Annotated in this window: 25 protein-coding genes; 7 read left to right on the top strand and 18 right to left on the bottom strand. The window is 44.7% G+C overall.

The features are described 5' to 3' along the window. The 7 genes from gshB to Q0230_RS16520 form a co-directional block, all read right to left on the bottom strand. Positions 1-960 (bottom strand): glutathione synthase, encoded by a 960-nt coding sequence (gene gshB, locus Q0230_RS16550; protein ID WP_298611683.1) that lies wholly within the window; start codon positions 958-960, stop codon positions 1-3. 7 nt (positions 961-967) lie between these two features. Next, positions 968-1,972, bottom strand: a complete 1,005-nt coding sequence (locus Q0230_RS16545) for an NAD(P)H-dependent glycerol-3-phosphate dehydrogenase (protein ID WP_298611680.1) — start codon at positions 1,970-1,972, stop codon at positions 968-970. Further along, positions 1,972-2,460: a protein-export chaperone SecB gene (secB, locus tag Q0230_RS16540; protein WP_298611677.1), complete on the bottom strand. Its 489-nt coding sequence runs from the start codon at positions 2,458-2,460 to the stop codon at positions 1,972-1,974. The genes Q0230_RS16545 and secB overlap by 1 nt, the downstream gene beginning before the upstream one ends. A 58-nt stretch (positions 2,461-2,518) precedes the next feature. Continuing rightward, a complete protein-coding gene (gene trxC, locus Q0230_RS16535) occupies positions 2,519-2,944 on the bottom strand; it encodes a thioredoxin TrxC (protein ID WP_298611674.1) in 426 nt (141 codons plus the stop codon). 1 nt (position 2,945) lies between these two features. Then, positions 2,946-3,203 carry a glutaredoxin 3 gene (gene grxC, locus Q0230_RS16530; protein WP_298611671.1) on the bottom strand — a complete coding sequence of 86 codons (258 nt, stop codon included), beginning with the start codon at positions 3,201-3,203 and terminating at the stop codon, positions 2,946-2,948. A gap of 5 nt (positions 3,204-3,208) precedes the next feature. Further along, positions 3,209-3,634 (bottom strand): rhodanese-like domain-containing protein, encoded by a 426-nt coding sequence (locus Q0230_RS16525; protein WP_298611668.1) that lies wholly within the window; start codon positions 3,632-3,634, stop codon positions 3,209-3,211. Between the two features lie 91 nt (positions 3,635-3,725). Next, on the bottom strand, positions 3,726-4,079 hold the full coding sequence (locus Q0230_RS16520) for a helix-turn-helix transcriptional regulator (RefSeq protein ID WP_298611665.1): 354 nt from the start codon (positions 4,077-4,079) through the stop codon (positions 3,726-3,728). A 286-nt stretch (positions 4,080-4,365) separates the two neighbouring features. Between Q0230_RS16520 and Q0230_RS16515 the strand changes: the two genes are divergently transcribed. The 3 genes from Q0230_RS16515 to moaC all read left to right on the top strand — a co-directional run bounded on the left by Q0230_RS16515 (position 4,366) and on the right by moaC (position 7,706). After that, positions 4,366-5,568, top strand: a complete 1,203-nt coding sequence (locus tag Q0230_RS16515) for a peptidoglycan DD-metalloendopeptidase family protein (RefSeq protein ID WP_298611662.1) — start codon at positions 4,366-4,368, stop codon at positions 5,566-5,568. A 132-nt stretch (positions 5,569-5,700) separates the two neighbouring features. After that, a complete protein-coding gene (locus Q0230_RS16510; protein WP_298611659.1) occupies positions 5,701-7,170 on the top strand; it encodes a S41 family peptidase in 1,470 nt (489 codons plus the stop codon). A gap of 53 nt (positions 7,171-7,223) precedes the next feature. After that, a complete protein-coding gene (gene moaC / locus Q0230_RS16505; protein ID WP_298611656.1) occupies positions 7,224-7,706 on the top strand; it encodes a cyclic pyranopterin monophosphate synthase MoaC in 483 nt (160 codons plus the stop codon). 2 nt (positions 7,707-7,708) lie between these two features. Here the strand turns inward: moaC and Q0230_RS16500 are convergent, their stop codons facing one another. The 3 genes from Q0230_RS16500 to glmU all read right to left on the bottom strand — a co-directional run bounded on the left by Q0230_RS16500 (position 7,709) and on the right by glmU (position 11,522). Beyond that, entirely contained in the window at positions 7,709-8,191 is a 483-nt protein-coding gene (locus tag Q0230_RS16500) for a hypothetical protein (protein WP_298611653.1), read from the bottom strand. Positions 8,192-8,316: 125 nt separating this feature from the next. Beyond that, positions 8,317-10,152 (bottom strand): glutamine--fructose-6-phosphate transaminase (isomerizing), encoded by a 1,836-nt coding sequence (gene glmS, locus Q0230_RS16495; protein ID WP_298611650.1) that lies wholly within the window; start codon positions 10,150-10,152, stop codon positions 8,317-8,319. Next, on the bottom strand, positions 10,152-11,522 hold the full coding sequence (glmU, locus tag Q0230_RS16490) for a bifunctional UDP-N-acetylglucosamine diphosphorylase/glucosamine-1-phosphate N-acetyltransferase GlmU (RefSeq protein WP_298611647.1): 1,371 nt from the start codon (positions 11,520-11,522) through the stop codon (positions 10,152-10,154). Before glmU ends, glmS begins: the two co-directional genes overlap by 1 nt. Before the next feature lie 230 nt (positions 11,523-11,752). On the opposite strand from glmU, the gene Q0230_RS16485 reads away from it, so the two are divergent. Together Q0230_RS16485 and Q0230_RS16480 are read left to right on the top strand one after the other, a co-directional pair. Further along, complete coding sequence (locus Q0230_RS16485; RefSeq protein WP_298611644.1) at positions 11,753-12,028, top strand: hypothetical protein; 276 nt, start codon at positions 11,753-11,755, stop codon at positions 12,026-12,028. A gap of 74 nt (positions 12,029-12,102) precedes the next feature. After that, on the top strand, positions 12,103-12,447 hold the full coding sequence (locus tag Q0230_RS16480) for a DMT family protein (RefSeq protein WP_298611641.1): 345 nt from the start codon (positions 12,103-12,105) through the stop codon (positions 12,445-12,447). Positions 12,448-12,487: 40 nt separating this feature from the next. Here Q0230_RS16480 and Q0230_RS16475 read toward each other — a convergent pair whose 3' ends face one another. The 4 genes from Q0230_RS16475 to rpoE all read right to left on the bottom strand — a co-directional run bounded on the left by Q0230_RS16475 (position 12,488) and on the right by rpoE (position 15,224). Then, positions 12,488-12,982, bottom strand: a complete 495-nt coding sequence (locus tag Q0230_RS16475) for a SoxR reducing system RseC family protein (protein WP_298611638.1) — start codon at positions 12,980-12,982, stop codon at positions 12,488-12,490. A gap of 64 nt (positions 12,983-13,046) precedes the next feature. Then, a complete protein-coding gene (locus tag Q0230_RS16470) occupies positions 13,047-13,982 on the bottom strand; it encodes a MucB/RseB C-terminal domain-containing protein (protein ID WP_298611633.1) in 936 nt (311 codons plus the stop codon). A 16-nt stretch (positions 13,983-13,998) separates the two neighbouring features. Then, the gene (locus Q0230_RS16465; RefSeq protein ID WP_298611630.1) at positions 13,999-14,613 is read right to left on the bottom strand and encodes a sigma-E factor negative regulatory protein; all 615 of its coding nucleotides are present in this window, start codon (positions 14,611-14,613) and stop codon (positions 13,999-14,001) included. 35 nt (positions 14,614-14,648) lie between these two features. Continuing rightward, positions 14,649-15,224 carry an RNA polymerase sigma factor RpoE gene (gene rpoE / locus Q0230_RS16460; protein ID WP_298611627.1) on the bottom strand — a complete coding sequence of 192 codons (576 nt, stop codon included), beginning with the start codon at positions 15,222-15,224 and terminating at the stop codon, positions 14,649-14,651. A gap of 126 nt (positions 15,225-15,350) precedes the next feature. Between rpoE and nadB the strand changes: the two genes are divergently transcribed. Then, entirely contained in the window at positions 15,351-16,958 is a 1,608-nt protein-coding gene (nadB, locus tag Q0230_RS16455; protein ID WP_298611624.1) for an L-aspartate oxidase, read from the top strand. 14 nt (positions 16,959-16,972) lie between these two features. Here the strand turns inward: nadB and Q0230_RS16450 are convergent, their stop codons facing one another. Next, positions 16,973-17,323 carry a hypothetical protein gene (locus Q0230_RS16450; protein WP_298611620.1) on the bottom strand — a complete coding sequence of 117 codons (351 nt, stop codon included), beginning with the start codon at positions 17,321-17,323 and terminating at the stop codon, positions 16,973-16,975. Between the two features lie 212 nt (positions 17,324-17,535). Between Q0230_RS16450 and Q0230_RS16445 the strand changes: the two genes are divergently transcribed. Beyond that, complete coding sequence (locus Q0230_RS16445; protein WP_298611617.1) at positions 17,536-19,725, top strand: OsmC domain/YcaO domain-containing protein; 2,190 nt, start codon at positions 17,536-17,538, stop codon at positions 19,723-19,725. 54 nt (positions 19,726-19,779) lie between these two features. Here Q0230_RS16445 and truB read toward each other — a convergent pair whose 3' ends face one another. From truB to infB, 3 genes are read right to left on the bottom strand one after another with little or no spacing between them, the layout of a single operon-like run. Next, complete coding sequence (gene truB, locus Q0230_RS16440; RefSeq protein WP_367274148.1) at positions 19,780-20,697, bottom strand: tRNA pseudouridine(55) synthase TruB; 918 nt, start codon at positions 20,695-20,697, stop codon at positions 19,780-19,782. Then, the gene (gene rbfA, locus Q0230_RS16435; RefSeq protein ID WP_298611611.1) at positions 20,697-21,119 is read right to left on the bottom strand and encodes a 30S ribosome-binding factor RbfA; all 423 of its coding nucleotides are present in this window, start codon (positions 21,117-21,119) and stop codon (positions 20,697-20,699) included. Before rbfA ends, truB begins: the two co-directional genes overlap by 1 nt. Then, positions 21,119-23,938, bottom strand: coding sequence for a translation initiation factor IF-2 (infB, locus tag Q0230_RS16430; RefSeq protein ID WP_298611608.1), 2,820 nt, complete (start codon positions 23,936-23,938; stop codon positions 21,119-21,121). The genes rbfA and infB overlap by 1 nt, the downstream gene beginning before the upstream one ends. Positions 23,939-23,951: the final 13 nt, after the last annotated feature.

Here is a 23,951-nt window from a genome sequence, read left to right as displayed (position 1 = left end):
TTAAGCTGCTAAACGCTGCTCTATCGCCGCAAATAACAAAGCGGCGATATTAGCGTCGTAGATTTTATCTAGCTCACGAATACAGGTCGGGCTAGTGACATTAATCTCAGTCACATAGTCACCGATCACATCTAGCCCCACAAATAATAAGCCCATTTCCTTCAAAACTGGTCCAATAGCTGCACAAATAACCTGTTCTCGCTCGGTTAGAGGCGAACCAACCCCGGTAGCGCCCGCCGCTAAATTGCCACGACTCTCACCCGCTGCTGGAATTCGCGCTAAACCGTAGGGGAACGGAACTCCATCAATCACCAAAATCCGCTTATCCCCTTGCTTAAACTCAGGTAGAAAGCGCTGAGCCATCACTGTGCGGCGGCCATAATCGGTAATCGTTTCTAAAATCACACTACGATTCGGATCATCTTGGTGCACCTGAAAGATCATTGAGCCACCCATACCATCCAAAGGCTTGACGACAATATGACCTTGCTCTGCCAAAAACTCACGAATCCGTTGCATATCGCGGGTCACACGCGTTGCTGGGCAAAACTCAGGAAACCATGCGGTAAACAGCTTTTCATTCGCAGCACGAATGCTTTCGGGGCGATTGACCACTAATAACCCTTGGCGCTGTGCTAGCTCCAATAAATAAGTGGTATAGATATACTCCATGTTGAACGGAGGATCTTTACGCATCAATACACAATCAAGGCTGTGCAATTCACGCGTGACTGGCTCACCTAAACTAAACCAATTCTGTGGATCATCTTGAACTTGCACGGGCTGCATACGCGCAAAAGCTATCCCATTATCGGCAAATAAACTTTCTTGCAGCATATAAAATAAGGTCCAGCCCCGACGTTGCGCTTCTAGCATCATGGCGAAACTACTATCTTTTTTAGTATTGATGCTAGCAATGGGGTCCATCACTACCCCAAGAACATACGGAGCCTTTGACATACTCACCTCAGAATTCAGCTTTTAAATCGCGCCCAATCAGTTCTTGCACAGCTTGGCGGGGTGGCAAGCCCTCATACAGAATACGGGTAACCTGCTGACAAATAGGCATTTCTATACCAGCACGCTCGGCCAGCTTACCAATCGAATGCGCTGACTTAGCGCCCTCTACCGCTTGACCTATCTCCGTCAAGGCAGTCTGTAAATCCTTACCTTGCCCTAAGGCTAAACCTAAGCGACGATTACGCGATTGATCATCGGTACAGGTTAAGACTAAATCACCTAAACCTGCCAAACCCATTAAAGTTTCTGGTTTAGCCTGTAAGTGTTGGCTTAAGCGCATCATTTCTGCTAAACCGCGTGTGATTAAGGCAGCACGTGCATTCGCCCCAAAACCTAAGCCATCAGAAATACCCGCAGCGATAGCTAAAACATTTTTTACTGCACCACCCAGTTCAACGCCGACAATATCGTCACTGGTATAAACCCGATAGTTTTTCCCATGAAAAGCACTTGCAACTTGCTGAGCTAATTCAGGCTGCGTGGCAGCTGCGGTCATTGCAGTAGGCAAACCTTTGGCAACTTCTAAAGCAAAGGTTGGCCCTGAAACGACTGCGTAATTTTTGAAGTCTGGCAGCGTTTCATTCATAACTTCATGCAAGAGCTTACCCGTATTCAGCTCTAAGCCTTTGGTTGCCCAGCAAATGCTGTCACTGCTGGGAATCAAATCTTTCAGCTGTGTTAGTAAGCTGCGAAAACCATGACTGGGTACTACCACTAGATGCCAATGAGCATGCTGTGCCATCTGCGCTAAATCAGGATGCGCATGAAGATTGGCAGGAAAAGGAATCTGTGGCAAATAACGGGTATTCACCCGCTCTTGCTCAATTTGGCGGATATGATCCGCATCAATATCCCAGAGCCAAACTTCGCTACCATTGCGCGCTAATTGTAAAGCGAGCGCAGTACCCCAAGAGCCTGCGCCATAAACAGCAATCGACTGCACCGAGTTCACTAGACTGCTACAGTTTCAGGAACAGCGGCTGGAGTGGACATTTGTGTAGCAGCCTGCTCTTGTAAACGCTTAGCGTAGAGAGCATCAAAATTGATGGGTGACAGATGCATTTCTGGGAAGCTACCTTTCGATACCATCCCTGCAATCACTTCACGCGCATAGGGGAATAAGGTATTCGGGCAATAAGCAGCTAAAAGATGATTGAGTTGGTCTTGACCATAACCACTAATAAAGAATACACCAGCTTGTTTCACTTCAACTAAGAAAGCGGTTTTGCTATTGCTGCTTACAGTAATGGTCAGGGATAGTTCTACTTCATAGTTGCTATTGGCTAATACATTCACATTAGTATTTAAATCCAGATTCGTATCCGGATTCCACTCTTCAGTGAAAACTTGAGGAGAATTAGGTGCCTCAAATGAAACATCTTTCACATAAATGCGTTGGATGATGAACTGGGGTTCTTGTTGGTTCTCTTGCTCAGCCATGACGGACTTTGACTCCTTGAAAATACGGTAAATTAGTTTTTGTTGATCTTACTAAAGCTTAGGCCAGATTTTGCTGAACCCAGTTTTGAATTTGTTGCGCATTCATAGCACCAGAAACGCGGGCTACTTCTTGACCACCATTGAATAATATCATGGTTGGAATACTGCGAATGCCATAGATCATACCAGCTTGCTGGTCATCCTCAGTATTCACTTTAGCCAAACGAATTTTAGGTTCCAAACGAGCCGCAGCCTCAGCAAAGGCGGGTGCCATCATTCGACAAGGCCCACACCAAGGTGCCCAAAAGTCCACAAGAATAGGTAGCTCACTTTTCTGAATATGCCGTTGTAAACCCGCAAACTTAAATTCTGTTGGATGTCCTGTAAATAAAGCCTTACCGCAAGCCCCACAATGGGGATCACCGGCTAGCTTGTCCTCTGGAACTCGATTTGTCTTATGGCAATGAGGGCAAACAATATGCATATCACACCAACCCTAATAATTTGTCTAACTCGCCAGAGCGATTTAAAGCTGCTAAATCGTCATAGCCCCCTACATGCAGATCCCCAATATAAATTTGTGGAACTGTATCACGCTTAGTCATTGCTTCTAATTCAGCCCAAGAAATACCTGCCCCGCCTACTGGTAGGTCTTCAAACTCAACTTGTTTTTGTTTCAATAACAAGCGCGCCCTTACACAATAAGGACAAAACCGCGTGCCATAGAGTTTGATAGTTGGCATAACACTTACTTTTTCACGACTGGTAAATTCGCAGATTGCCAAGCCATAAACCCACCAGATAAGTTAGTAACTTGGGCAAAGCCATGTTTAGTCAAAGTTGCACAAGCATGCGCTGAACGCTGCCCTGAGCGACAGTAGACTAAGATGGGTTTATCTTTGTTTTTTTCAATCTCAGCTATACGTTTATCTAACTGCCCAAACGGAATGTGTTTCGCGCCTTGGATCTTACCTTCGCGCACCTCATTATCTTCGCGCACATCTAGCACCAGCGACTCATCATTATTCATCAATTTGACTGCTTGGTTAACATCCGCTTGCTGATATTTACGGGTAAAACGATTAAATTCCGTCCAAATAATCAAGCCAAGCACACCAATAAAACCCATCACCAATAGAGAATGGTTCTGGACAAATGCCATATATTCGTTCAATTGAAGTCCTCCAGAAAGTGGAGCTTAAGATATACAGATGTGCGCAGAGCGTAAAGTGCTTTGCGCAGTTAGCTATTGTTGCCCAACGTGTTTAGTGTGAGGGGCAGAACACTTCTTGCATCATGCTAATCAAGCGCAAAGTCCGATAATCACCAACTTTGTAGTAGACACGATTCGCATCTTTCCGTGAAGTTAGAATCCCTTTATCACGCAAAATAGCTAAATGCTGAGAGATATTACTTTGCGAAGTACCCACACTATCAACAATGTCTTGCACATTGACTTCTTGATTACCAAGCACACAAAGAATTTTTAAGCGTAGAGGATGAGAAATCGCCTTCAACGAGCGTGATGCACGATCAATATCTTCATCACGTGCCAACATCGGGCTAGTAATATCACAACTGGCTTCCAAATTTGCGCTGTCCCTTAGTTCTATTTGCATATACTGACCCATTAATCTGCGGCGCTAGCACCTGAACACTTAACTGAATCGCAAGCAATAACTTGCTCTAATGTTTTGTATATTAGCATACACAAATACAATCATATACTCAAAAGCACTAGTCGATTCAAGGCTGGACAAGCAGAAAAGAGCTACTTATGATCGATTTGCACAAATTTAGTGTCACGATGACTAATATACTCACACCATGAAACCTCAAGCCCAGCTGTTACTTCTCACCCCTACCATGAGCAAACCACTGTTAACCGGGTTAGTTTGCCTACTTTTGAGCAGTATAGCTTGGGGAGAAACTATTGAAAACTCAGCGGTCACCCAAGAGATTGATCGTTTAAAAACCCAAATTGATCGTCAACAACAACAATCTGAGAATTTAAATGACGAAGTCAACCAAATGGAAAAAAAGATCAGTGATATTGATAAAACGGTGTATAGCAATGAACAAAAAATCGAAGCACTACTAAATCGTTTACAAACAGCAAATAAACAAAAAGAAAAATTGGATGGCGAAGTCGAAACACAACGTGCTGCTCTAGCCCAGCAACTGGTGGCTATGTATACGGCTGGTGATCAATCCTACCTGCGTTTATTGCTGCGCCAAGATAATCCTTCAGATATTAGCCGAACTTTGCGCTATTTCGAGTATTTGAATGCGCATCGCAGTACCAAAATCTCAGCACTGAATACCTCTATTGCGAAAGTCCAAGACCTAACCAATCAAATGGAAAAGGATCGTCTGCAACTCACCAGTTTAGAAGATACGCTAAATGGGCAAAAAAAATCCTTACAAGGTACTATTGCCTCACGCGAAACCGTTCTACAGCGTTTAAATAATGAAATTCGCATTAAACAGGATCAAGTCGAGCGCTTGCGTGTACAAGAAGCTAAATTACAAAATAAATTTGATGAGTTAGCTGCACGCTCAGAAGTAGAAACTCCGCCTACCCAAGAGAAAGCTGAACCAGAACCGCAAGTTGAACCAACGCCTACCAAACCGGCTGAATCAGAAAATACTGAAGTTGTACAAAAAGTTGAAAAACCACCCACTCAGGCATTGACGAGTGAGTTCACCTCAAATAAGCCTTTTTCTAATTTAAAAGGTCGTCTACCAGCACCTGTGTCAGGTCAGGTTTTACATGCGTATGGTAGTCAACGGAATGAAAAGCAAAATTGGCAGGGCATGGTAATCTCAGCCCAAGGTGGTGCTAAAGTTCGAGCGGTCGCACCAGGTAAAATTGCGTATGTTGGACAAATGGATGGTTACGGTTTTTTAACAATTATTGAACATGATCGCAACTATATGACATTGTATGCCTATAACCGTGCTAACTATAAACAAGTTGGCGATCTGGTAAAGGCAGGTGAGGTGATAGCCGCAGTGGGTAGCTCTGGTGGCCAAGAGCAAGACGCCCTCTATTTCGAAGTTAGGAAGGGCCGTTCATTACAAAATCCTGCGCAATGGTTACGCTAATACGCTAGACTATGAGCCTGCACTTACCTGAAACCAGTGCCTCTCGATAAGGGTTAAATTCCTCGATTCCGGGGCTAATGCACAATATATATTTAAAGAAGACGGCTTCGAAAAGCCTGGAGAAGAACTAGCATGCATCCCAATCATCGCCTTGCAGTCGGTGTGCTCGCAGGCGCTATAGTCGGCGTTACTGCGAGCCTAAGCCTTAATGTCTTTGCGTTTAAACAAACCCCGGATGAAACCGAGCTACCTCTTGAACAATTACAAAAATTCACCGAAGTCTATGCACGGATTAAACAAGACTATGTAGAAACGCCTGATAGTAAAGAAATGATCAACAATGCTATTCGTGGCATGTTGACAGGTTTAGACCCACATTCTGACTATCTTGATGAAGAGTCTTTTAAAGAACTGCAAGTCGGTACTAGTGGTGAATTCGGTGGCTTAGGCATTGAAGTCGGTATGGAAGATGGCTTCGTTAAAGTCATTTCTCCCATCGATGATACCCCCGCGCAGAAAGCCGGCTTAATGACTGGCGATTTGATTATTCGTTTAGATGAAGCACCTGTAAAAGGCATGACACTCAACGATGCAGTCAAAATGATGCGCGGTCAGCCTGGCACTAAGATCGATCTTTTAATTGTACGCGAAGGCAAAGACAAGCCTTTTAAAGTCACTTTGACGCGCGATGTGATTAAAGTTCAGAGCGTGAAAAGTCGGATGTTGGAGCCGGGTTATGGCTATGTGCGTATCTCTAGCTTCCAAGCAAAAACCACTGACGCTTTGATTGAAGCTTTAAATAAACTCAAAGCTGATAACAAGCAGAACCTGCGTGGGATTATTTTAGACTTGCGGAATAACCCTGGTGGTGTACTCAACGCTGCTGTTGGTGTCTCTGATGCGTTCCTCAATGATGGCAAGATTGTGTATACTGAAGGCCGTGTTGAAGATGCTAAGATGGAATACAATGCTAATGCGGGCGATGAGTTAGACGGTGCCCCCATTGTAGTTTTAGTTAATCAAGGCTCTGCTTCAGCCTCTGAAATCGTTTCAGGTGCCCTACAAGATCATAAACGTGCCATTATTGTTGGCCAAAAAACTTTTGGTAAAGGTTCAGTGCAAACTGTTTTACCTTTAGATGAAAAAACTGCTTTAAAATTAACAACTGCCCGTTACTTCACACCCTCAGGGCGTTCTATTCAAGCTGAGGGCATTAAACCTGATATTGAAGTGAAACCCCTGAAAGTAAGTGCAGACAATCAAGCTGCTGATGAGGATATTGCGCCTTTATCAGAGGCCGATTTCAATAAGCACTTAAGTAATCCAAACAAAAAACCTGAAGAAGCAAGCAATCCTGTTAAGCCCGATGAATCAGCCCCTGATACTAGCTCGACAGCGCCTGCAGCAGTACCGACTGAAAATGATTCAGCAGCAGCGATTGTGAAAAAAGGTGAAGCAAAGGATAAATCCCTAGCTGCTGAAGATTCCCAATTGTTCGAGGCTTTAAATATCCTTAAAGGCATGGATTTAGTCTTAAATAAAGCTAAACCAGCCACTCCAGCAGCTAGTAATACACCAGCTGCTGAAAGCAAGCCTCTGTAATCCCTACAGCCTAGCCCCTTAATACAAAGGGGCTAATTTCATTGGCAGATGTTATGTCACTAACCCACTTTAATCCTCAAGGTGAAGCTCACATGGTCAATGTGGGTGAAAAAGCTATTACCATTCGTCGAGCTATTGCTAGTGGCAAAATCACGATGCAAGCTGACACGCTAGCACTTATCCAACAAGGCAATCACCAAAAAGGCGATGTACTAGGGATCGCACGTATCGCAGGCATCATGGCCAGTAAACGCACCGCCGATTTAATCCCACTCTGCCACCCTTTAGCGCTAACACATGTGGATGTGCAATTAGAGCTAGCCGCTGCCGAGCAAGAGCCTGCTGTTTTTTGCCGAGTTACTGTGGAAACTAAGGGACAAACCGGTGTGGAAATGGAAGCGCTCACTGCCGTACAAGTCACGCTTCTTACTATTTATGATATGTGCAAAGCAGTTGACCGTGGTATGTGTATGACTGAGATCCGCCTCGTACACAAATCTGGTGGTAAGTCTGGCACTTGGACAACTAACACCTAACTTCAAGCAATCAAAGGTTTAGTGTTAGGTTCTGTCTCTGCACCACTGACTGCTTGTATTGGCTTAATCACACTGGCTTCTGCGGGCATATAGTTCAGTAACGGCTCAATATCAATGGCATCGCCCCATTGTCGTTTCGCATCTTTAATTGCTTGAGTGCATTCACGGAAGAAGCGGTTTTCACCATCCAAGACCATAACGGTTAAATTGGGCTTGTGCGCAATAGCATTCAGCAATTTACCTTCTAAATAGCCCGTATTGGCGAAATAAAGATCACCATCAAAACGATAGATCGCAACAGTATTGCTCGTTTTTAGCTGATGACGTTCGGCGTCACGCATTGAAACATCGGCATGCCGTGATACCTCAACAAAACGAGGACTCATCGTGCAGTAAAGGAATAAACCTAAAGACAAAACCACCCCGAGGAAAATACCCTGATCCAACTGCGGTGCAAAGGCTAAAGCTGCCAGCCAATCATTCATTCATCTAAGGTTTTCCTCTTAGCACTCCACGCTAGTGATGACTAGCTAGGTTTAGCTAGTCATTGCTAAAAGGTAGCCTCATAATGCAATGCACAAAAACGGTTCATAACCTAGAAGAGATAGGGCTACTCCACTGTCACCGACTTTGCCAAATTACGCGGCTTATCCACATCAGTACCTTTAAGAACTGCCACATGATAAGCCAGTAATTGTAAAGGTATCGTGTAAACAATCGGCGCTAGCAATTCAGGAACTTCAGGCAACTCAATGACATGCATTTGCTCATGGGGTACTAAATTCGCACTCTTACAAGCAAAGACATACAACTCACCACCCCGTGCACGCACTACCTCTAAATTAGACATGAGCTTTTCTAGAAGCGAAGTATTGGGTGCAACCGCAATCACAGGCATTTCACTATCCACTAAGGCTAATGGACCATGTTTTAGTTCACCTGCTGGATAAGCCTCCGCATGAATATAGGAAATCTCCTTCAGCTTTAATGCACCTTCTAAAGCCACCGGATATTGCTCACCACGCCCTAAAAATAAAGCGTGATGCTTTTCAATAAAACGCTCGGCTAAAGCTTCAATTTTCGGATTTAAATCGAGCGCTTGTTGCACTAATTGAGGTAGCAAAGCTAAATCAGCAACCAACTGCCGACTCACTGCTGTTTCGCCTTGTTTAGCCTGAATAACTAAACCTAGGAGCATTTGTAAAGCGACTAATTGTGTCGTGAAGGCTTTAGTAGAGGCTACGCCAATCTCTGGACCGGCTAAAGTCATCAAAGACATATCTGATTCGCGCGTTAGGGAGCTTTCTAGCACGTTACAAATAGTCAGCGATGCTAAACAAGCCTGCGCTTGCTTCATTTTTTCTAAAGCGGCTAAAGTATCAGCTGTTTCACCGGACTGTGAAATAGTGATTAATAGTAAATTAGCGCGCTTCGGCTGGCGACGATACCGATACTCGCTAGCGACCTCGACATGGCAAGGTAGATCGGTATAGGTTTCAAACCAATGGCGCGCAATCAAACCCGCATGATAGCTAGTACCACAAGCCACAATCTGGATTTCCTCGACTTTAGCGAGCACTTCCAGCGGTTTATCGCCACTTAAACAAGATAAAATTTGGTGTTGCGCTAAACGCCCTTCTAAGGTGGCAGTGATCGCTCGTGGCTGCTCAAAAATTTCTTTGAGCATATAATGACGATACTCACCTAATTCAGTTGAACTATCACCGACTTTTGATTCGCGGATTGGGCGTTCAACGGCTTGGCCTTCTGCATCAAAAATCTCAATTTTATATTGATTGATACGGGCAACATCACCATTTTCTAAATAAATAAAACGATTCGTCACTGGCAACATGGCTTGAATATCCGAGCCAATAAAATGTTCACCAATGCCTACACCAATAATTAATGGACTACCTTGGCGAGCAACCACTAAAGTATTCGGCTCTGTTGGACTCAGTGCCGCTAAAGCATAAGCACCTGTAAACTCTTTCCGCGCCTTTAGCATACCTTGCAGCAAGCTTTCATGACGTTTGGTATGATAATCGACCAAATGAGCAGCGACTTCAGTATCCGTTTCAGTGCTAAATACATAGCCTAAAGCACCCAAACGCTCACGTAATTCTAAATAGTTTTCAATGATTCCATTATGGACTACCGCTAAACTTTCCCCACTAAAATGTGGATGTGCATTGTGTTCAGCAGGTTTACCATGAGTCGCCCAGCGGGTGTGGGCAATGCCAGTTTTACCCTCAACAGGCTCTGAGTCTAATTTAGTGGTTAAAGCGGCGACTTTACCTAAGGAACGTACTCGTTTTAGCTTGTTGCCTGTGGTGATTAAAGCAACTCCCGCTGAGTCATAACCGCGGTATTCTAAGCGCCGCAAACCTTCCAAGAGAATGCCTGTAACAGGACGCTGTGCAACTGCACCAACAATACCACACATTACTTTTGCTCCTTGACTGGGCGCTGCCAGCCTTTAACCGTCATTTGCTTTGCTCTTGCCAAGGTCAGTTGCCCGGCAGGTGCAGTTTTGGTAATGGTCGACCCTGCACCAATGGTCGCATCATCTTCAATCGTCACGGGTGCAACTAATTGGGTACATGAGCCGACAAACACTCGATCCCCAATGGTTGTTTTGAACTTATTCACCCCGTCATAATTACAAGTGATAGTACCCGCGCCAATATTCACCTCTTCGCCCATCTCGGTATCACCGATATAGCTGAGATGGCTCACCTTACTGCCTTTACCAATATTGGTTTTTTTGGTTTCGACGAAATTGCCAATCTTAGCTTGCTCTGCAAGCACTGTACCAGGTCGTAAGCGTGCAAATGGTCCTATATCACAATCGGCAGCAACTACTGCAGACTCTATACAAGTATTCGCTTTAATATGCACTCCATCACCGATTTTAGCGTCTTGGATCACGCAATTCGGCTCAATAATGACCCGCTCGCCTAGCGTTACTTCACCAAGGAACAGTACATTAATATCGATAAAGCAATCTTTTCCAGCTTTAAGCTGACCGCGAATATCTAAACGTGCCGGATCAGCCACCGTTACACCTGCAAGCATTAAAGCTTCAACTTGACGTTGCTGAGCAACTCGCTCTAAACGCGCTAGTTGCACACGATTGTTAATACCTTCTGCTTCCAAGGGATCAGCACAAATTACTGCTTTAACTTCACGCTGTTCAGCTACGGCCATACTAATACAATCGGTTAAATAATATTCGCCCTGCGCATTATTCGGTGTCAGCCGCTTGAGCCAGCGCTTAAAATCCACGCCTTTCGCTACCATAAAACCGGTATTGATTTCTTGGATAGCACGAGTTGACTCATTAGCATCTTTTTCTTCAACAATTTTTAAGACAGCACCGTGTTCATTACGCACAATACGCCCATACCCTGTGGGATTAACAGGCTTAGTAGTCAACACGGCTAAAGCGGCTTTATCTAAAGTGTTCACTAACTGCTGCAAGGTTTCAGGGCGAATTAATGGTGTATCCGCATAAGCAATTAAGACGGGTGCATCATCTGGTGCTAATTCAATCGCTTGGGCGACTGCATGCCCTGTACCTTTTTGTTCAGCCTGCAATACCCAAACAATACCATCCTCTTGAATCGATTGTTTAACCTGTTCGCCTCCATGCCCATAAACGACTGCTAAACGGTCATTAGTTAATTTTCTGCATGTATCGATGACATGTTGCAGCATGGGTTTACCCGCTACTGCATGAAGCACTTTAGGTAAATCAGAACGCATCCGCGTACCTTGACCAGCCGCGAGAATAATAGGGAAAACTTGGGTCATAATGGCTTATTAAAGATAAAGTTAATTGATAAATGGGCAAGCATTAAATGAATAATTAAGAGCGCATTCTACCCGAGTCTTCTCAGAAAAATAATGCATTGGTAAGTTTAAAGTAAAAACTCGACCTTTTATCAGTTGCTCAAACACAACAGTCTGTGGCTGATTAAACTCTAAAGAGTGATCTGGATTGAATCACTTAGAATAAACTCAAGAACATGGAGTTCAAAATTATGCGTAATTATAAAAAAACTTTAGCGATGAGCTGTTCAAGCTTGCTACTGGCAGGCTTAGTGACAGCCCCTAGCGTGAACGCAGCGCGTTATAAACCTTGTGCCGCTATTGCTCAAGAATTAGGTGCCAAGATTACTCGCTTAAATCGCTTAGCGGCAGAGCGTCGGGCTCAAGGTGATACTTATGGTGAACGACGTCTGAAAAGCTTAGCGAATGTAGTAGGGGCACATCGGGGCAATTTACCATGTGTGGGTAAGCGTAGTTGCGCTCTCTAGGCTTTAATTGCCCGAACTTGTTTGTCTAAATCTTTGCTTTTATAGTAACGCGCTTTTAATCAAGGGCGCGTTTTATGAATCCAGTAGTAGTCTCGATTGGTTTATTGCTGTGTAGCAATGTATTTATGACTTTCGCTTGGTATGCACACCTCAAAGAACTGAATAATAAGCCTTGGATTATTGCCGCTTTAATTAGTTGGGGAATTGCGTTGTTTGAATATTTACTACAGGTTCCCGCAAACCGGATCGGCTATACGATATTGACTTTAGGGCAGCTTAAAGTCATTCAAGAAGTCATCACTCTCTCGCTGTTTGTCCCCTTCGCCTATTTTTATATGCGCGAACCCCTTAAGCTTGATTACTTATGGGCAGGCTTATGCTTAGTCGGCGCAGTCTATTTCATGTTTAGGGGAAAATAGCAGAAAAGGTTCTAAGGCAGCCAAAAAAACTGCCTCATACTTAAACGTGAGAAATGCTACTAGCGGAATAAATAAATTGCTCTTTGTGGCGTAAAATCACCGAATGCATACCTTCATGTGTCTGATTTATACGAACGGCCAGCCAATTGGCTAGTTTAAAGCCACTCAATAAACCTGCAACTCCACCTAAAGTAGCCCCTGCTTCTTGGGGAAAGCTCAGTACTTGAAAAACTTGCGAGCCTAAAATAGCAAACACCAACATACTTGCTAAGGGCAACAAATAAGCCAACACTGAATAGAGCACTAAGGTATTTCCTGGCGTACCGATCACTACTTCCTCACCTGGTTTAGCATGCAGGGGATTTTGTACGTAAATAGGCTCACATTTTGCTTTAGATGAATTAAAAAAATTAAATGCACTAGCACAGCCGCTACCTGATTTTACTGAGCAAGCTTTACAATTAGTTGAATTTGAAGGCAGAACCCAAGCATGTCCATGCTGTGTGCTCACGACCCGTGCAGTTTGCTCTATCATACCGTCTAGCCTTTGCTGATTATTGTTTATATTTAATAGATCATTTTTTGACCTTTCCGGCGTATTATCGGGCAACATACCTTAAGCCTTTCTGAATTGCTTGTAAGGTTGGTTCAGGCACTTCACCGACAAAAGTAATTAAATGCCCCGCTAGCTCCAAACCCATAATATGAGTTGCGCCATTGGCATAAGATAACTGATCAATATCTTTAGCTGCAGCAGCCGGTGCAATGAATACTGACACGGCAGCCATACCATCAGACAGCACAATCTGACGAACGTTGTTATTGTCGGTTTGAGGAATGACTTTCACCACTTTGAAGCCAGCAGGCAGGCTCTCAAAGCGCCAGTTACCTAAATTATTGGCATCGGTAGAAATCGGTTTTTCAGCTGTACTAGCAGGTTCGTTCGGTTTCACAAGTCTCGCTCTATCCATAGCAGCGGCTGCAACCGGCATAGGGGCTACTTCAGTACTGCTTATCGCTAAGGCATCGCTCGTTGGCATGGCCGCTTTAATATCAATGGAAAGCTGGGTAAACATTAATTGCTCAAGCACTTGTTGTTCACGATCCATGAGTGAATACTTTAACAACATACCTGTTTTAGGATCGATACAGTAACGCTGCAAATAACGCATTTTATCTTTAGGGCGTACAACCACGATTTGACAATCATGTTCAGCTACACGTGCTGCTCCACCTAAATCAAACGCATAGGTATTAGTGTCAGAAGCATGTGGATTAAACTTGGAAAGAGAAAAGCTCTCAATTTGGCTCCCATTTTCACCATCCCCTTGATTGAGTCGCACTACACTTTCTTGTTCTTGACCGGCTTGATGAGTAATTCGATAGGTCGATAATTCATCACCTTTGGAATACACCAGTTGCCCAGTGTAGTCCAAATCATAAACGGCTGATTGCATGCGATCCAACAACTCTAAAGCATCAGCAGCCACACTCGGCTGAGCCAAAAAAAATGGCAATCCGAGTGAGGCAACCATTAACTTAAGCTTATATTTAGTAATCATTCGAATAAGAGACAGCCCTGACCGAAGGAACAATTGCCGTAGTTGAAGCATATTTGACATGCTGTGCTACATACTGCCTGAGCACATCTCGGCTCTGAGGATCTAATTGATTCGCTGAACGAATCGGTTTAGCCTGCGCTAATTGCACTAAAGCCGCTGGTTGAATCGGGGCACTCGCCACAACTTCAGCTTGCTTAGGAGGCTGATTCAATAGCATCGTTGCACCTACCACAGCAACTACTGCTGCCGCTGTGGCTAAACCATACTTTATAGAAGTGGTTTTTTTGGCTTGGTTACGCTGGCGAGGAGCTAAGGCAGTTGGATTTTGGGTGTCGCGTTTAGGCGCTCGACTAGCTAAGTCAATGACCTTTTCATCGTATACAGGTTCGTCATCTAAGCCTGCGTGGATTCCTGCTAAGAAATCAGTTTTTGCCACTATAGGTTTAGTGCGTGAGCGCATGACTTCGCCAATCAGCGCATATCGACTTAAAGTATTCCCCAACTCTGCATCTTCCCTAAGCGTACTCAAAATTGAATCACGCTCAACTCTATCAGCTGCATCATCTAAGACTGCTGATAGATATTCTTCTTTACTAGCATTCATAATCTTTTACCTGAGTTCTACATGCCTTAGACTGCCTAACGCAATAAGGGTTGCAAAACCTTGTCAATTGACTCACGCGCACGGAAAATCCGCGAACGCACAGTACCAATGGGGCAATCCATTGCCTCTGCTATTTCTTCGTAGCTCATCCCTTCTAGCTCGCGTAGCACAATCGCAGTGCGCAAATCATCCGGTAATGCATCGATGGCATTACTGACGATGGATTGGATTTCATCGCGCAGCATTTCATTTTCTGGTGTGCCGTACTCCTTTAGAGCAGACTCACCCTCAAATTGTTCCGCTTCATCTGCATCAATATCATTCGTGGGTGCACGCCGACCTTGTGAGACGAGATGATTCTTAGCGGTATTAATCGCAATTCGATACAACCATGTATAAAAAGCGGACTCACCACGGAAATTTTTTAAGCCACGATAGGCTTTAATAAAGGCTTCTTGAGCGACATCTTGCGCCGTATCGGGGTCGTGCATATAGCGCATGACTAGATTAATTACTTTATGCTGATATTTTAATACTAAAACATCAAACGATTTTTTATCCCCGGCTTGAACACGTTGAACTAGCTCAAGATCAGTTAAACTCGTGCCCATGCGGGCATTACTCCTTACGGTTAGTGTGTTTCGGTCATTTCCGAAAGCGTTATATGCTACAGTGTGTGAGCTAAGAATAGAATATTTTCAACCGCTAATTCAGGGTATCAAGGATAAACGCACACTATGTATGATGTGTTGATAATCGGCAGTGGAGCCGCCGGCTTAACTCTGGCTCTTAATCTACCCAAAACCTGTAAAATTGCTGTACTCAGTAAGAATGCTATTACAGAAGGTAGCACGTATTACGCACAAGGTGGGATTTCAGCTGTTTTAGATGTGCGCGACAGCACCGAATCACATATGGCAGATACCTTAAATGCAGGGGCTGGCTTGTGCAACGAAGACACGGTGCGCTTTACTGTTGAACACGGTGCTCAATCGATTAATTGGTTACTGGATGAAGGCGTGCCCTTTACTCGTGAAGATGATCACGATCAGAACTCACCTTTACATTTAACCCGTGAAGGCGGGCATAGTCATCGCCGAATTGCGCATGCTGCTGATGCTAGTGGTTATGCCTTAGAAACTACCTTAGTTGAACGCTTACGCCAGTGTGAAAATATTCAAACTTTCGAGCAGCACATCGCCATTGATTTAATTACTACGCGCAAACTAGGTATGGCTGGCAATCGTGTCGTAGGTGCTTATGTGCACAACCGCCAAGATCAAAGCATTGAGCCTATGCGTGCTCGCTTTACAGTGATTGCGACCGGTGGAGCTAGTAAAGTTTATTTATACACTAGTAATCCAGATGGCGCGAGCGGTGATGGTATTGCTATGGCTTGGCGGGCAGGCTGTCGGATTGCCAATATGGAATTCATGCAGTTCCATCCCACTTGTTTGTATCATCCACATGCAAAATCCCATCTGATTACGGAAGCGGTGCGTGGTGAAGGTGGTCATCTACTCCTGCCCGATGGCACGCGCTTTATGCCCAAATTTGATCCCCGCGCTGAACTAGCCCCGCGGGATATTGTGGCGCGTGCAATTGACCATGAAATGAAGCGCTTAGGGATTGCCTGTGTTTATCTGGATATTAGCCATAAACCCGCTGAGTTCATTAAAAGCCATTTCCCGAATGTCTATGCCACTTGTTTAGAATTTGGCTATGACATGACCAAGCAGCCAATTCCGGTGGTACCTGCTGCACATTATACTTGTGGCGGTGTCCTCACTAATCTCCAAGGTAAAACGGATATTGATGGGCTGTATTGTATTGGTGAAGCAGCTTATACGGGGTTACATGGAGCTAATCGCATGGCGAGCAACTCTTTATTAGAGTGTATCGTGTTTGGTCAAGCTGCTAGTACGGATATTGCGCAGCGCTTAGATGAAGAGTTGATTCTTCCCGAGCTACCTGCGTGGGATGAGAGTCGAGTGACTGATTCTGATGAACTAGTGGTTGTCACCCATAACTGGGATGAAATTCGGCGCTTTATGTGGGACTATGTAGGCATTGTCAGAACTACCAAACGCTTACAACGCGCCCAGCACCGGATTGAACTCTTACTTAGCGAAATCAACGAATATTACGCCCATTTCCGTGTCACCAGTGATTTGATCGAATTACGTAATTTAGCGATGGTCGCGTGGTTAATTATTCGTTCGGCCTTAAGCCGCAAGGAAAGTCGTGGTTTACATTACACCCTAGACTATCCCGAACCCAATCCGAAATTTGAAAAAACGCCTACGATTCTCGACCCGATCAGTATGCATTACTGGCATCGCTAAACCTAAGTGGCAGCTTAGAATGTCAAGCTGAAACCTGGTACTTGTGTCAGTACATAAGCAGCCCCACTACTAGCCAGTAGTGGGATCACCACTAAAGCCATTAACATTAGCGACATTAAATAAGCATAAGTCTGTGTGCGCTGCCAATAATGCCAGCCGGTATACACAATTAGTGTCATAATCAGAAATAAAGTCAGCGCAAAGATAACAACTAAGGCAATATCTAGGGGTTCGTAGTAATCAGTTAGCATGGAACCTATAAAATAAGTTACTAAAGCAGCTCCATACGCCGTCAGGAGCAAAGCTGACCAAGTAAACCAGAATGCTCCAACTTGCCACCACTTGTATTGCTGTGTCTTACTCATCTAGTTGCCCTCCCCTTTAGCCTGATAAACTTCATTATGCATACACTACTTTTATTGATGAATGCTAAAGGGTTAGCAGGCTAGGTTAAGCTGACCAACTGAGAGCACTAATTCATTCAAAGCTAGCTAGTTACAAGACGCCGCCCTTCAAAATCTGGATAATACCCAGCCATTGCCACGATTTGGCTTACCTTTATTTCGGAATCCTGTACATGGAAATCAAAGTTAATTTTCTGGAAAATTTGCGGCTGGAAGCCAAGTTTGACGATTTTACTGTTATCACTGATCAACCCATTCGTTATAAAGGCGATGGCTCTGCCCCAAGTCCGTTTGATTATTTCCTAGCTTCCTCAGCACTCTGTGCAGGTTATTTTGTACGTGTCTACTGCTTAGCACGTAATCTACCTACTGAGCAGATTCGCCTATCGCAAAATAATATTGTTGATCCTGAAAACCGTTATCAGCAGATTTTCAAGATTCAAGTTGAGTTACCAGAAAATTTTTCGAAGAAAGATCGGGAAGGGATTGTGCGTTCAATTGAGCGTTGCACCGTTAAAAAAGTAGTACAAGCTGAGCCTGAGTTTCAAATTGAAACCGTCGCTAACTTGGACAAGGATGCGCAAGCCTTATTGACCCTGAATCCAGATAGTGAAACGCGTACTTTTATCGCTGGCAAGGATTTACCTTTAGAACAGACTATCGCCACTATGACAAAAATTTTGGCGAATTTAGGTATGAAAATCGAGATTGCTTCGTGGCGCAATCTCGTTCCGCATGTCTGGTCTTTACATATTCGTGATGCGGCCTCCCCTATGTGCTTTACTAATGGTAAAGGTGCAAGTAAGGAAAGTGCGCTCTGCTCAGCTTTAGGCGAGTTTATTGAGCGTTTAAGCTGTAACTTTTTCTACAATGATCAGTATTTCGGTGAGGCCATCGCGAATAGCGCTTTTGTGCATTACCCCAATGAGCGTTGGTTTAAACCAGGCTTGAATGGGCGCTTACCCAAGGGATTATTGGATGATTACTGCCTTGAAATTTACAACCCTGATGGGGAGTTGCGCGCCGCACATTTAATAGATACCAACTCAGGCAATAAAGCTCGGGGTATTTGCGCTTTGCCCTTGGTACGGCACTCAGATGGTGAAATCGTCTATTTTCCCTCTAACTTATTGGAAAACTTATATCTGAGTAATGGCATGAGCGCCGGTAATACCCTCCCTGAAGCACAGGTGCAGTGTTTATCAGAAATTTTTGAGCGCGCGGTTAAAAAAGAAATTATTGAACATGAATTAGTCCTACCGGATGTGCCGCTTGAAGTTCTGAATAAATATCCCAAACTCATCGAGGGCATTAAAGCACTGGAAGCACAAGGTTTCCCTGTACTGATCAAAGATGCTTCTTTAGGTGGGCAATTTCCTGTCGCTTGTGTGACTTTAATGAATCCACACAATGGTGGCGTATTTGCATCCTTTGGCGCACATCCAAGTTTGGAAATTGCTTTAGAACGTAGCCTAACCGAGCTACTACAAGGACGCAGCTTTGAAGGCTTAAATGATTTTCAGCCCCCTAGTTTTAATAGCTTAGCGGTATCTGAGCCAAACAATTTTGTCGAACATTTTATTGATTCTTCAGGGGTTATTTCTTGGCGTTTTTTCAGTAACAAGGCTGATTATGAGTTTTGCGAGTGGGACTTTTCCGGCACCACCGAACAAGAAGCACAACGCTTATTTGCGATTTTAGAAACACTGGGCAAAGAGGCCTATATGACAGTCCATGAAGATCTGGGTGTCCCAGTGTGTCGGATTATTGTGCCGGATTATTCGGAGATTTATCCGATTGAGGATTTAATCTGGGACAACACCAATAAGGCACTGGATTACCGCCATGATATTCTGAACTTACATCGCTTATCTGATGAGGAATTAAATGATTTAGTTGAGCGTTTGGAGGACAGTCAACTGGATGATTATACCGATATTATTACTTTGATTGGCATTGAGTTTGATGAGAATACCGTATGGGGACAACTAACAATTTTAGAGTTAAAACTCCTCATCTATTTGGCCTTGGGTCAGCATGAAGAAGCCCTAGAAAGAACTGAACAGTTCTTGCAATACAATACTAATACCCTTGAGCGCGTTTTGTTTTATCGTGCCTTGCAAGCGGTATTAACCATTGAGTTGGATGAGGAATTAGATCTAACGGATTTCCTGCCTAATTTCACGCGGATGTTTGGTCAGACGGTGATGGATGCAGTCGTAGGCTCAGTGGAAGGCCGTGTACGTTTTTATGGACTAACACCAACTAATAGCCAACTTGAAGGCTTGGATAAACACTTACGCTTACTTGAAAGCTACAAAAAGCTGCATACTGCAAGGGCACGTGGAATGCTTAAGTGCTAAAAGCTTGAGATAAAACCCAGTGAGCGCTTACTTAGACCTGTTGGGCTTTACTGTTCAATAGGCTAATAAGCGTTTAACTCTCAGTACATTATTGCTTACCTCACCGATCCCTATGAACTGCACCTGCTCATTATTTTTTTTATACAGACGATAAAGTCCCGACTCAGTCTTTTGCTCTAACACGAGCTTTTGTCCTTGTTGAATTAACAGAGACTCTGCTTCACTTAAATCCAGCTTAGGTAAATGCGTGAGGGCTTGATCAACAGGCAAGAGAAACTCGTCTAAACGCTCTTGTTGATTTTTAAAAGCTGTTAATGTCTCTAAACTATACATCGGTAAGCTGTTGAATGGGGAAACTGCAGTACGCCGCAGGCTAGCCACATAAGCCCCTACCCCTAAAGCTGCTCCAATATCTTCCACCAAAGTGCGAATATAAGTGCCCTTACTGCATTGCACTTCTAAAGTGGCACTATCGCTGGAGCAGTCTAGAAGCTTTAAATCATGAATAACTACCGTGCGGGCAGCACGCTCGACTTCAATACCTTGGCGGGCTAATTTATAGAGTGGTTGGCCATCTTTTTTTAAAGCGGAATACATGGGGGGAATTTGCTGAATTTCCCCACGAAATTGAGCTAAGACAGCTCCGAGCTTTTCAGAAGTGATATTAGGACAGGCTTGAATCAGTTGCTTCTCCCCCTCCTCATCACCGGTAGTACTGGTATAACCGAAGCGTGCTGTAGTGAGATAGCGTTTATCTGCATCTAAGAGGAAGCCAGAAACTTTAGTCGCCTCACCAAAACACAGCGGAAGCATACCACTAGCAAGCGGATCTAAACTGCCAGTGTGCCCGGCTTTTTCAGCGGCAAACAGGAAACGTGCTTCTTGCAAGGCTTTATTGCTAGACATCCCTAAAGGTTTATCTAGCAATAAAATTCCATCCAGTTTGCGAAATTGACGGCGTGCCAAGCGAATTACTTTTCAGAGCTTGAGTCTGGCTTAGCCTGCTCAGGCTCATCATCGGGATGATTCAAGCGGTCAGCAGCGACCGCTTGATCAATAATGGCGGAAAGTTCATTACCACGGCGCTGAGTATCATCATAAAAGAATTTCAGCTCTGGAGTGATCCGCAGTTTCAAACCACGCCCCAATTCATGTCGTAGGAAGCCAGCCGCATGATTAAGAACTTCCTCCGCTTGTTTAGCCTGTTCGACATCTAAGACATCAAACCAAACTTTCGCATGCGCTAAGTCTTTAGAAACGACCACATCTAGCAGTGTAACCATGCCAAGGCGCGGGTCTTTCAACTCGCGCACTAGCTGAGCTAAATCACGTTGCAATTGCTCAGAGACACGGTCGCTACGTGAATAACCCTGACGAGGTGAATGTGAGGGCATTAAATACTCCGTGCCACTTGTACATGCTCGAAGACCTCAATTTGGTCGCCTACACGTACATCATTGTAGTCTTTCACCGCAATACCGCACTCAGTACCAACCTGAACTTCTTTCACATCATCACGATGGCGGCGTAAAGATTCCAGTTCACCTTCATAGATAACCACATTGTCACGCAGCACACGGATAGGGTTACCACGGCGTACCACACCTTCAACCACCAAGCAACCTGCAACCTGACCAAAGCCAGAAGCCCGGAAGACATTGCGAACCTCAGCCAAGCCTAAGAAGACTTCACGAGTTTCTGGCGACAACATACCGCTCATCGCTGCACGTACATCATTGATAACGTCATAAATAATGCTGTAGTAACGAATTTCTACATCATTATCTTGCGCTAAGCGCCGTGCACCCGCATCCGCACGCACGTTAAAGGCCACTACAATCGCTTTAGAGGCAGCCGCTAAGTCCATATCACTCTCATTCAGGCCACCAATACCAGAAGAGATAATACGCACTTCAACCTCATCGGTTGAAAGCTTGAGCAACTCACTACGAATTGCCTCGACGCTACCTTGTACATCGGCTTTAACTAAGAGGTTAATTTGCGCACGTGTACCGGTTTGCATCTGGCTGAACATATTATCCAGCTTGGCACTGTTTTGGGCAGCAAAGCGGCTATCACGTAATTTCTCTTGGCGTAGCTCAGCAATTTCCCGCGCTTTACGTTCATCACTCACCACAAAAGCTTCGTCACCTGCTTCAGGGGCAGAAGATAAACCAACCACAGCCACAGGAATTGAAGGGCCGGCCTCTTTAACGGAGCGTCCACTTTCATCAAATAGCGCACGGACACGACCATATTGAGTACCGCACAGCAGAATATCGCCTTTACGCAATGTGCCTTCACGAATCAAGACCGTAGCTACTGCCCCGCGACCACGCTCAATGCTCGCCTCAATCACGGTACCTTTAGCAGGAACATCCACTGGAGCTTTGAGTTCTTGAACCTCAGCTACCAATAAAATTGTCTCCAGCAGTTCGTCAATCCCAACACCGGTCTTTGCAGACACACGTACCACGGGAACATCACCGCCCCACTCTTCAGTGAGAACATTGACTTGCGATAAATCATTTAAGACTCGATCCACATCCGCTTGTGGTTTATCGATCTTATTGATCGCAACTACCATCGGTACATTCGCCTCTTTCGCGTGCTGAATCGCTTCTTTGGTTTGCGGCATAACACCATCATCCGCCGCTACGATCAGAACCACAATATCAGTCACTTGTGCCCCACGGGCACGCATCTTAGTGAAGGCTGCATGACCGGGGGTATCTAAGAAGGTAACTGTGCCACGACTGGTATCCACATGGTAAGCACCAATGTGCTGAGTAATACCACCCGCCTCACCGGAAGCAACCCGTGTTTTACGGATATAGTCCAGCAAAGAGGTTTTACCATGGTCAACGTGCCCCATAATAGTCACAACGGGTGGACGTGCTTCTAACTCAACATCACTGTTATCACCCAACACAGACGCTAAAATCGCTTCATCATCCATCACTTGCATTGGAGTCGCCTTGTGGCCTAACTCTTCTGCAACTAGAATCGCGGTTTCTTGGTCAATCGACTGGTTAATCGTGACCATCATGCCCATTTTCATCATCGATTTAATGATGTCAGTAGCACGAATCGCCAATTTCTGCGCTAAATCGGAAACAATAATAGTGGATGGAATTTCGATTTCCCGAATCACTGGTGCAGTCGGCTTCTCGAAGCCATGTTTTACCTCGCGCTCTGGAGCACGACCTGGCTTACGTTTGTTACCTTTATGCTGGATAACCGGTGTATTCCCGCGCTCATTCTCACGACCACGGGTTTTAACCTTTTTCTTATCACCACGCTTGGTTTCATCATCACCGTCAGTATCAACTAAAGGTGAAGCGGCACGCTCAGCCGGCTCTTCATCTTCTAAACCAATGACGAGTTTAGGCGCTAACGACTGCTTCGGTTTAGCACGCGATGGGCGACGTTTAAGGGCATCTGAAGCCTCTTGACGAGCCGCATCAGCTACAATTTGACGTTGCTCCATCCCTGAAATAGGTGTTGCATCTTTGTCTGAACCTAATTCAGTCGATTCATCCTGCTCAGTCAATTTAGCATTTGTTTCCTGTAAAACAGCAGCTTCTATAGGCTGTTCAATTTCTACTGCTGGCATTGACACAGGAACAATTACTTCGGTTGCTAAGTCGACACCAACAACTACTGGCTCGACAATTTCTGCTTGCGATTCTTCAGTCACCTCCACTGAAACAGCTGCAGTAGGTGCTTGTACCTGTGTAGCAGCTTCTTTTTGGCGACGAATACGTTGCAGCTCAAGCTCACGGCGCTCACGCTCAGCTTTTTCAATCAAAGCTTCACGGGTACGACGATCCGACTCAGCCTGACGAGCCAAAACTTCAGCACGTTGTTCTGCTGCACGATCAGCTTGAGCCTCTGCCTCACTATTCCGTAAGCTAATAGTTTTCTTACGCCGCACCTCAACACCTTGAGGTTTGCGATCATTTCCCCCCGTACCAGGAGTAGCGCGCTTTAAAGTAATTTTACCTGCACCTGCGTTACGATTATCCACCGTCTCAGTTCGTCCACTACTTGCTTCAGTTTTAATACGCTCTAGCAGCATCAGCTTTTGCGCATCAGTAATTTTGTCTTCTGGGCTGTTGACCTCAATGCCTGCTCGCTTTAGCTGTCGCATCAATACATCAACAGGAGCTTTCACCATCGCGGCGAGTGCTTTTACCTGAATATCTGACATTTATTGTCCTCCT

It is taken from the genome of uncultured Thiothrix sp., from assembly GCF_937876535.1.
Classification (GTDB): domain Bacteria; phylum Pseudomonadota; class Gammaproteobacteria; order Thiotrichales; family Thiotrichaceae; genus Thiolinea.
The sequence above is the reverse complement of the archived record's forward strand: the minus strand, read 5'-3'. Positions and strand labels throughout refer to the sequence as shown.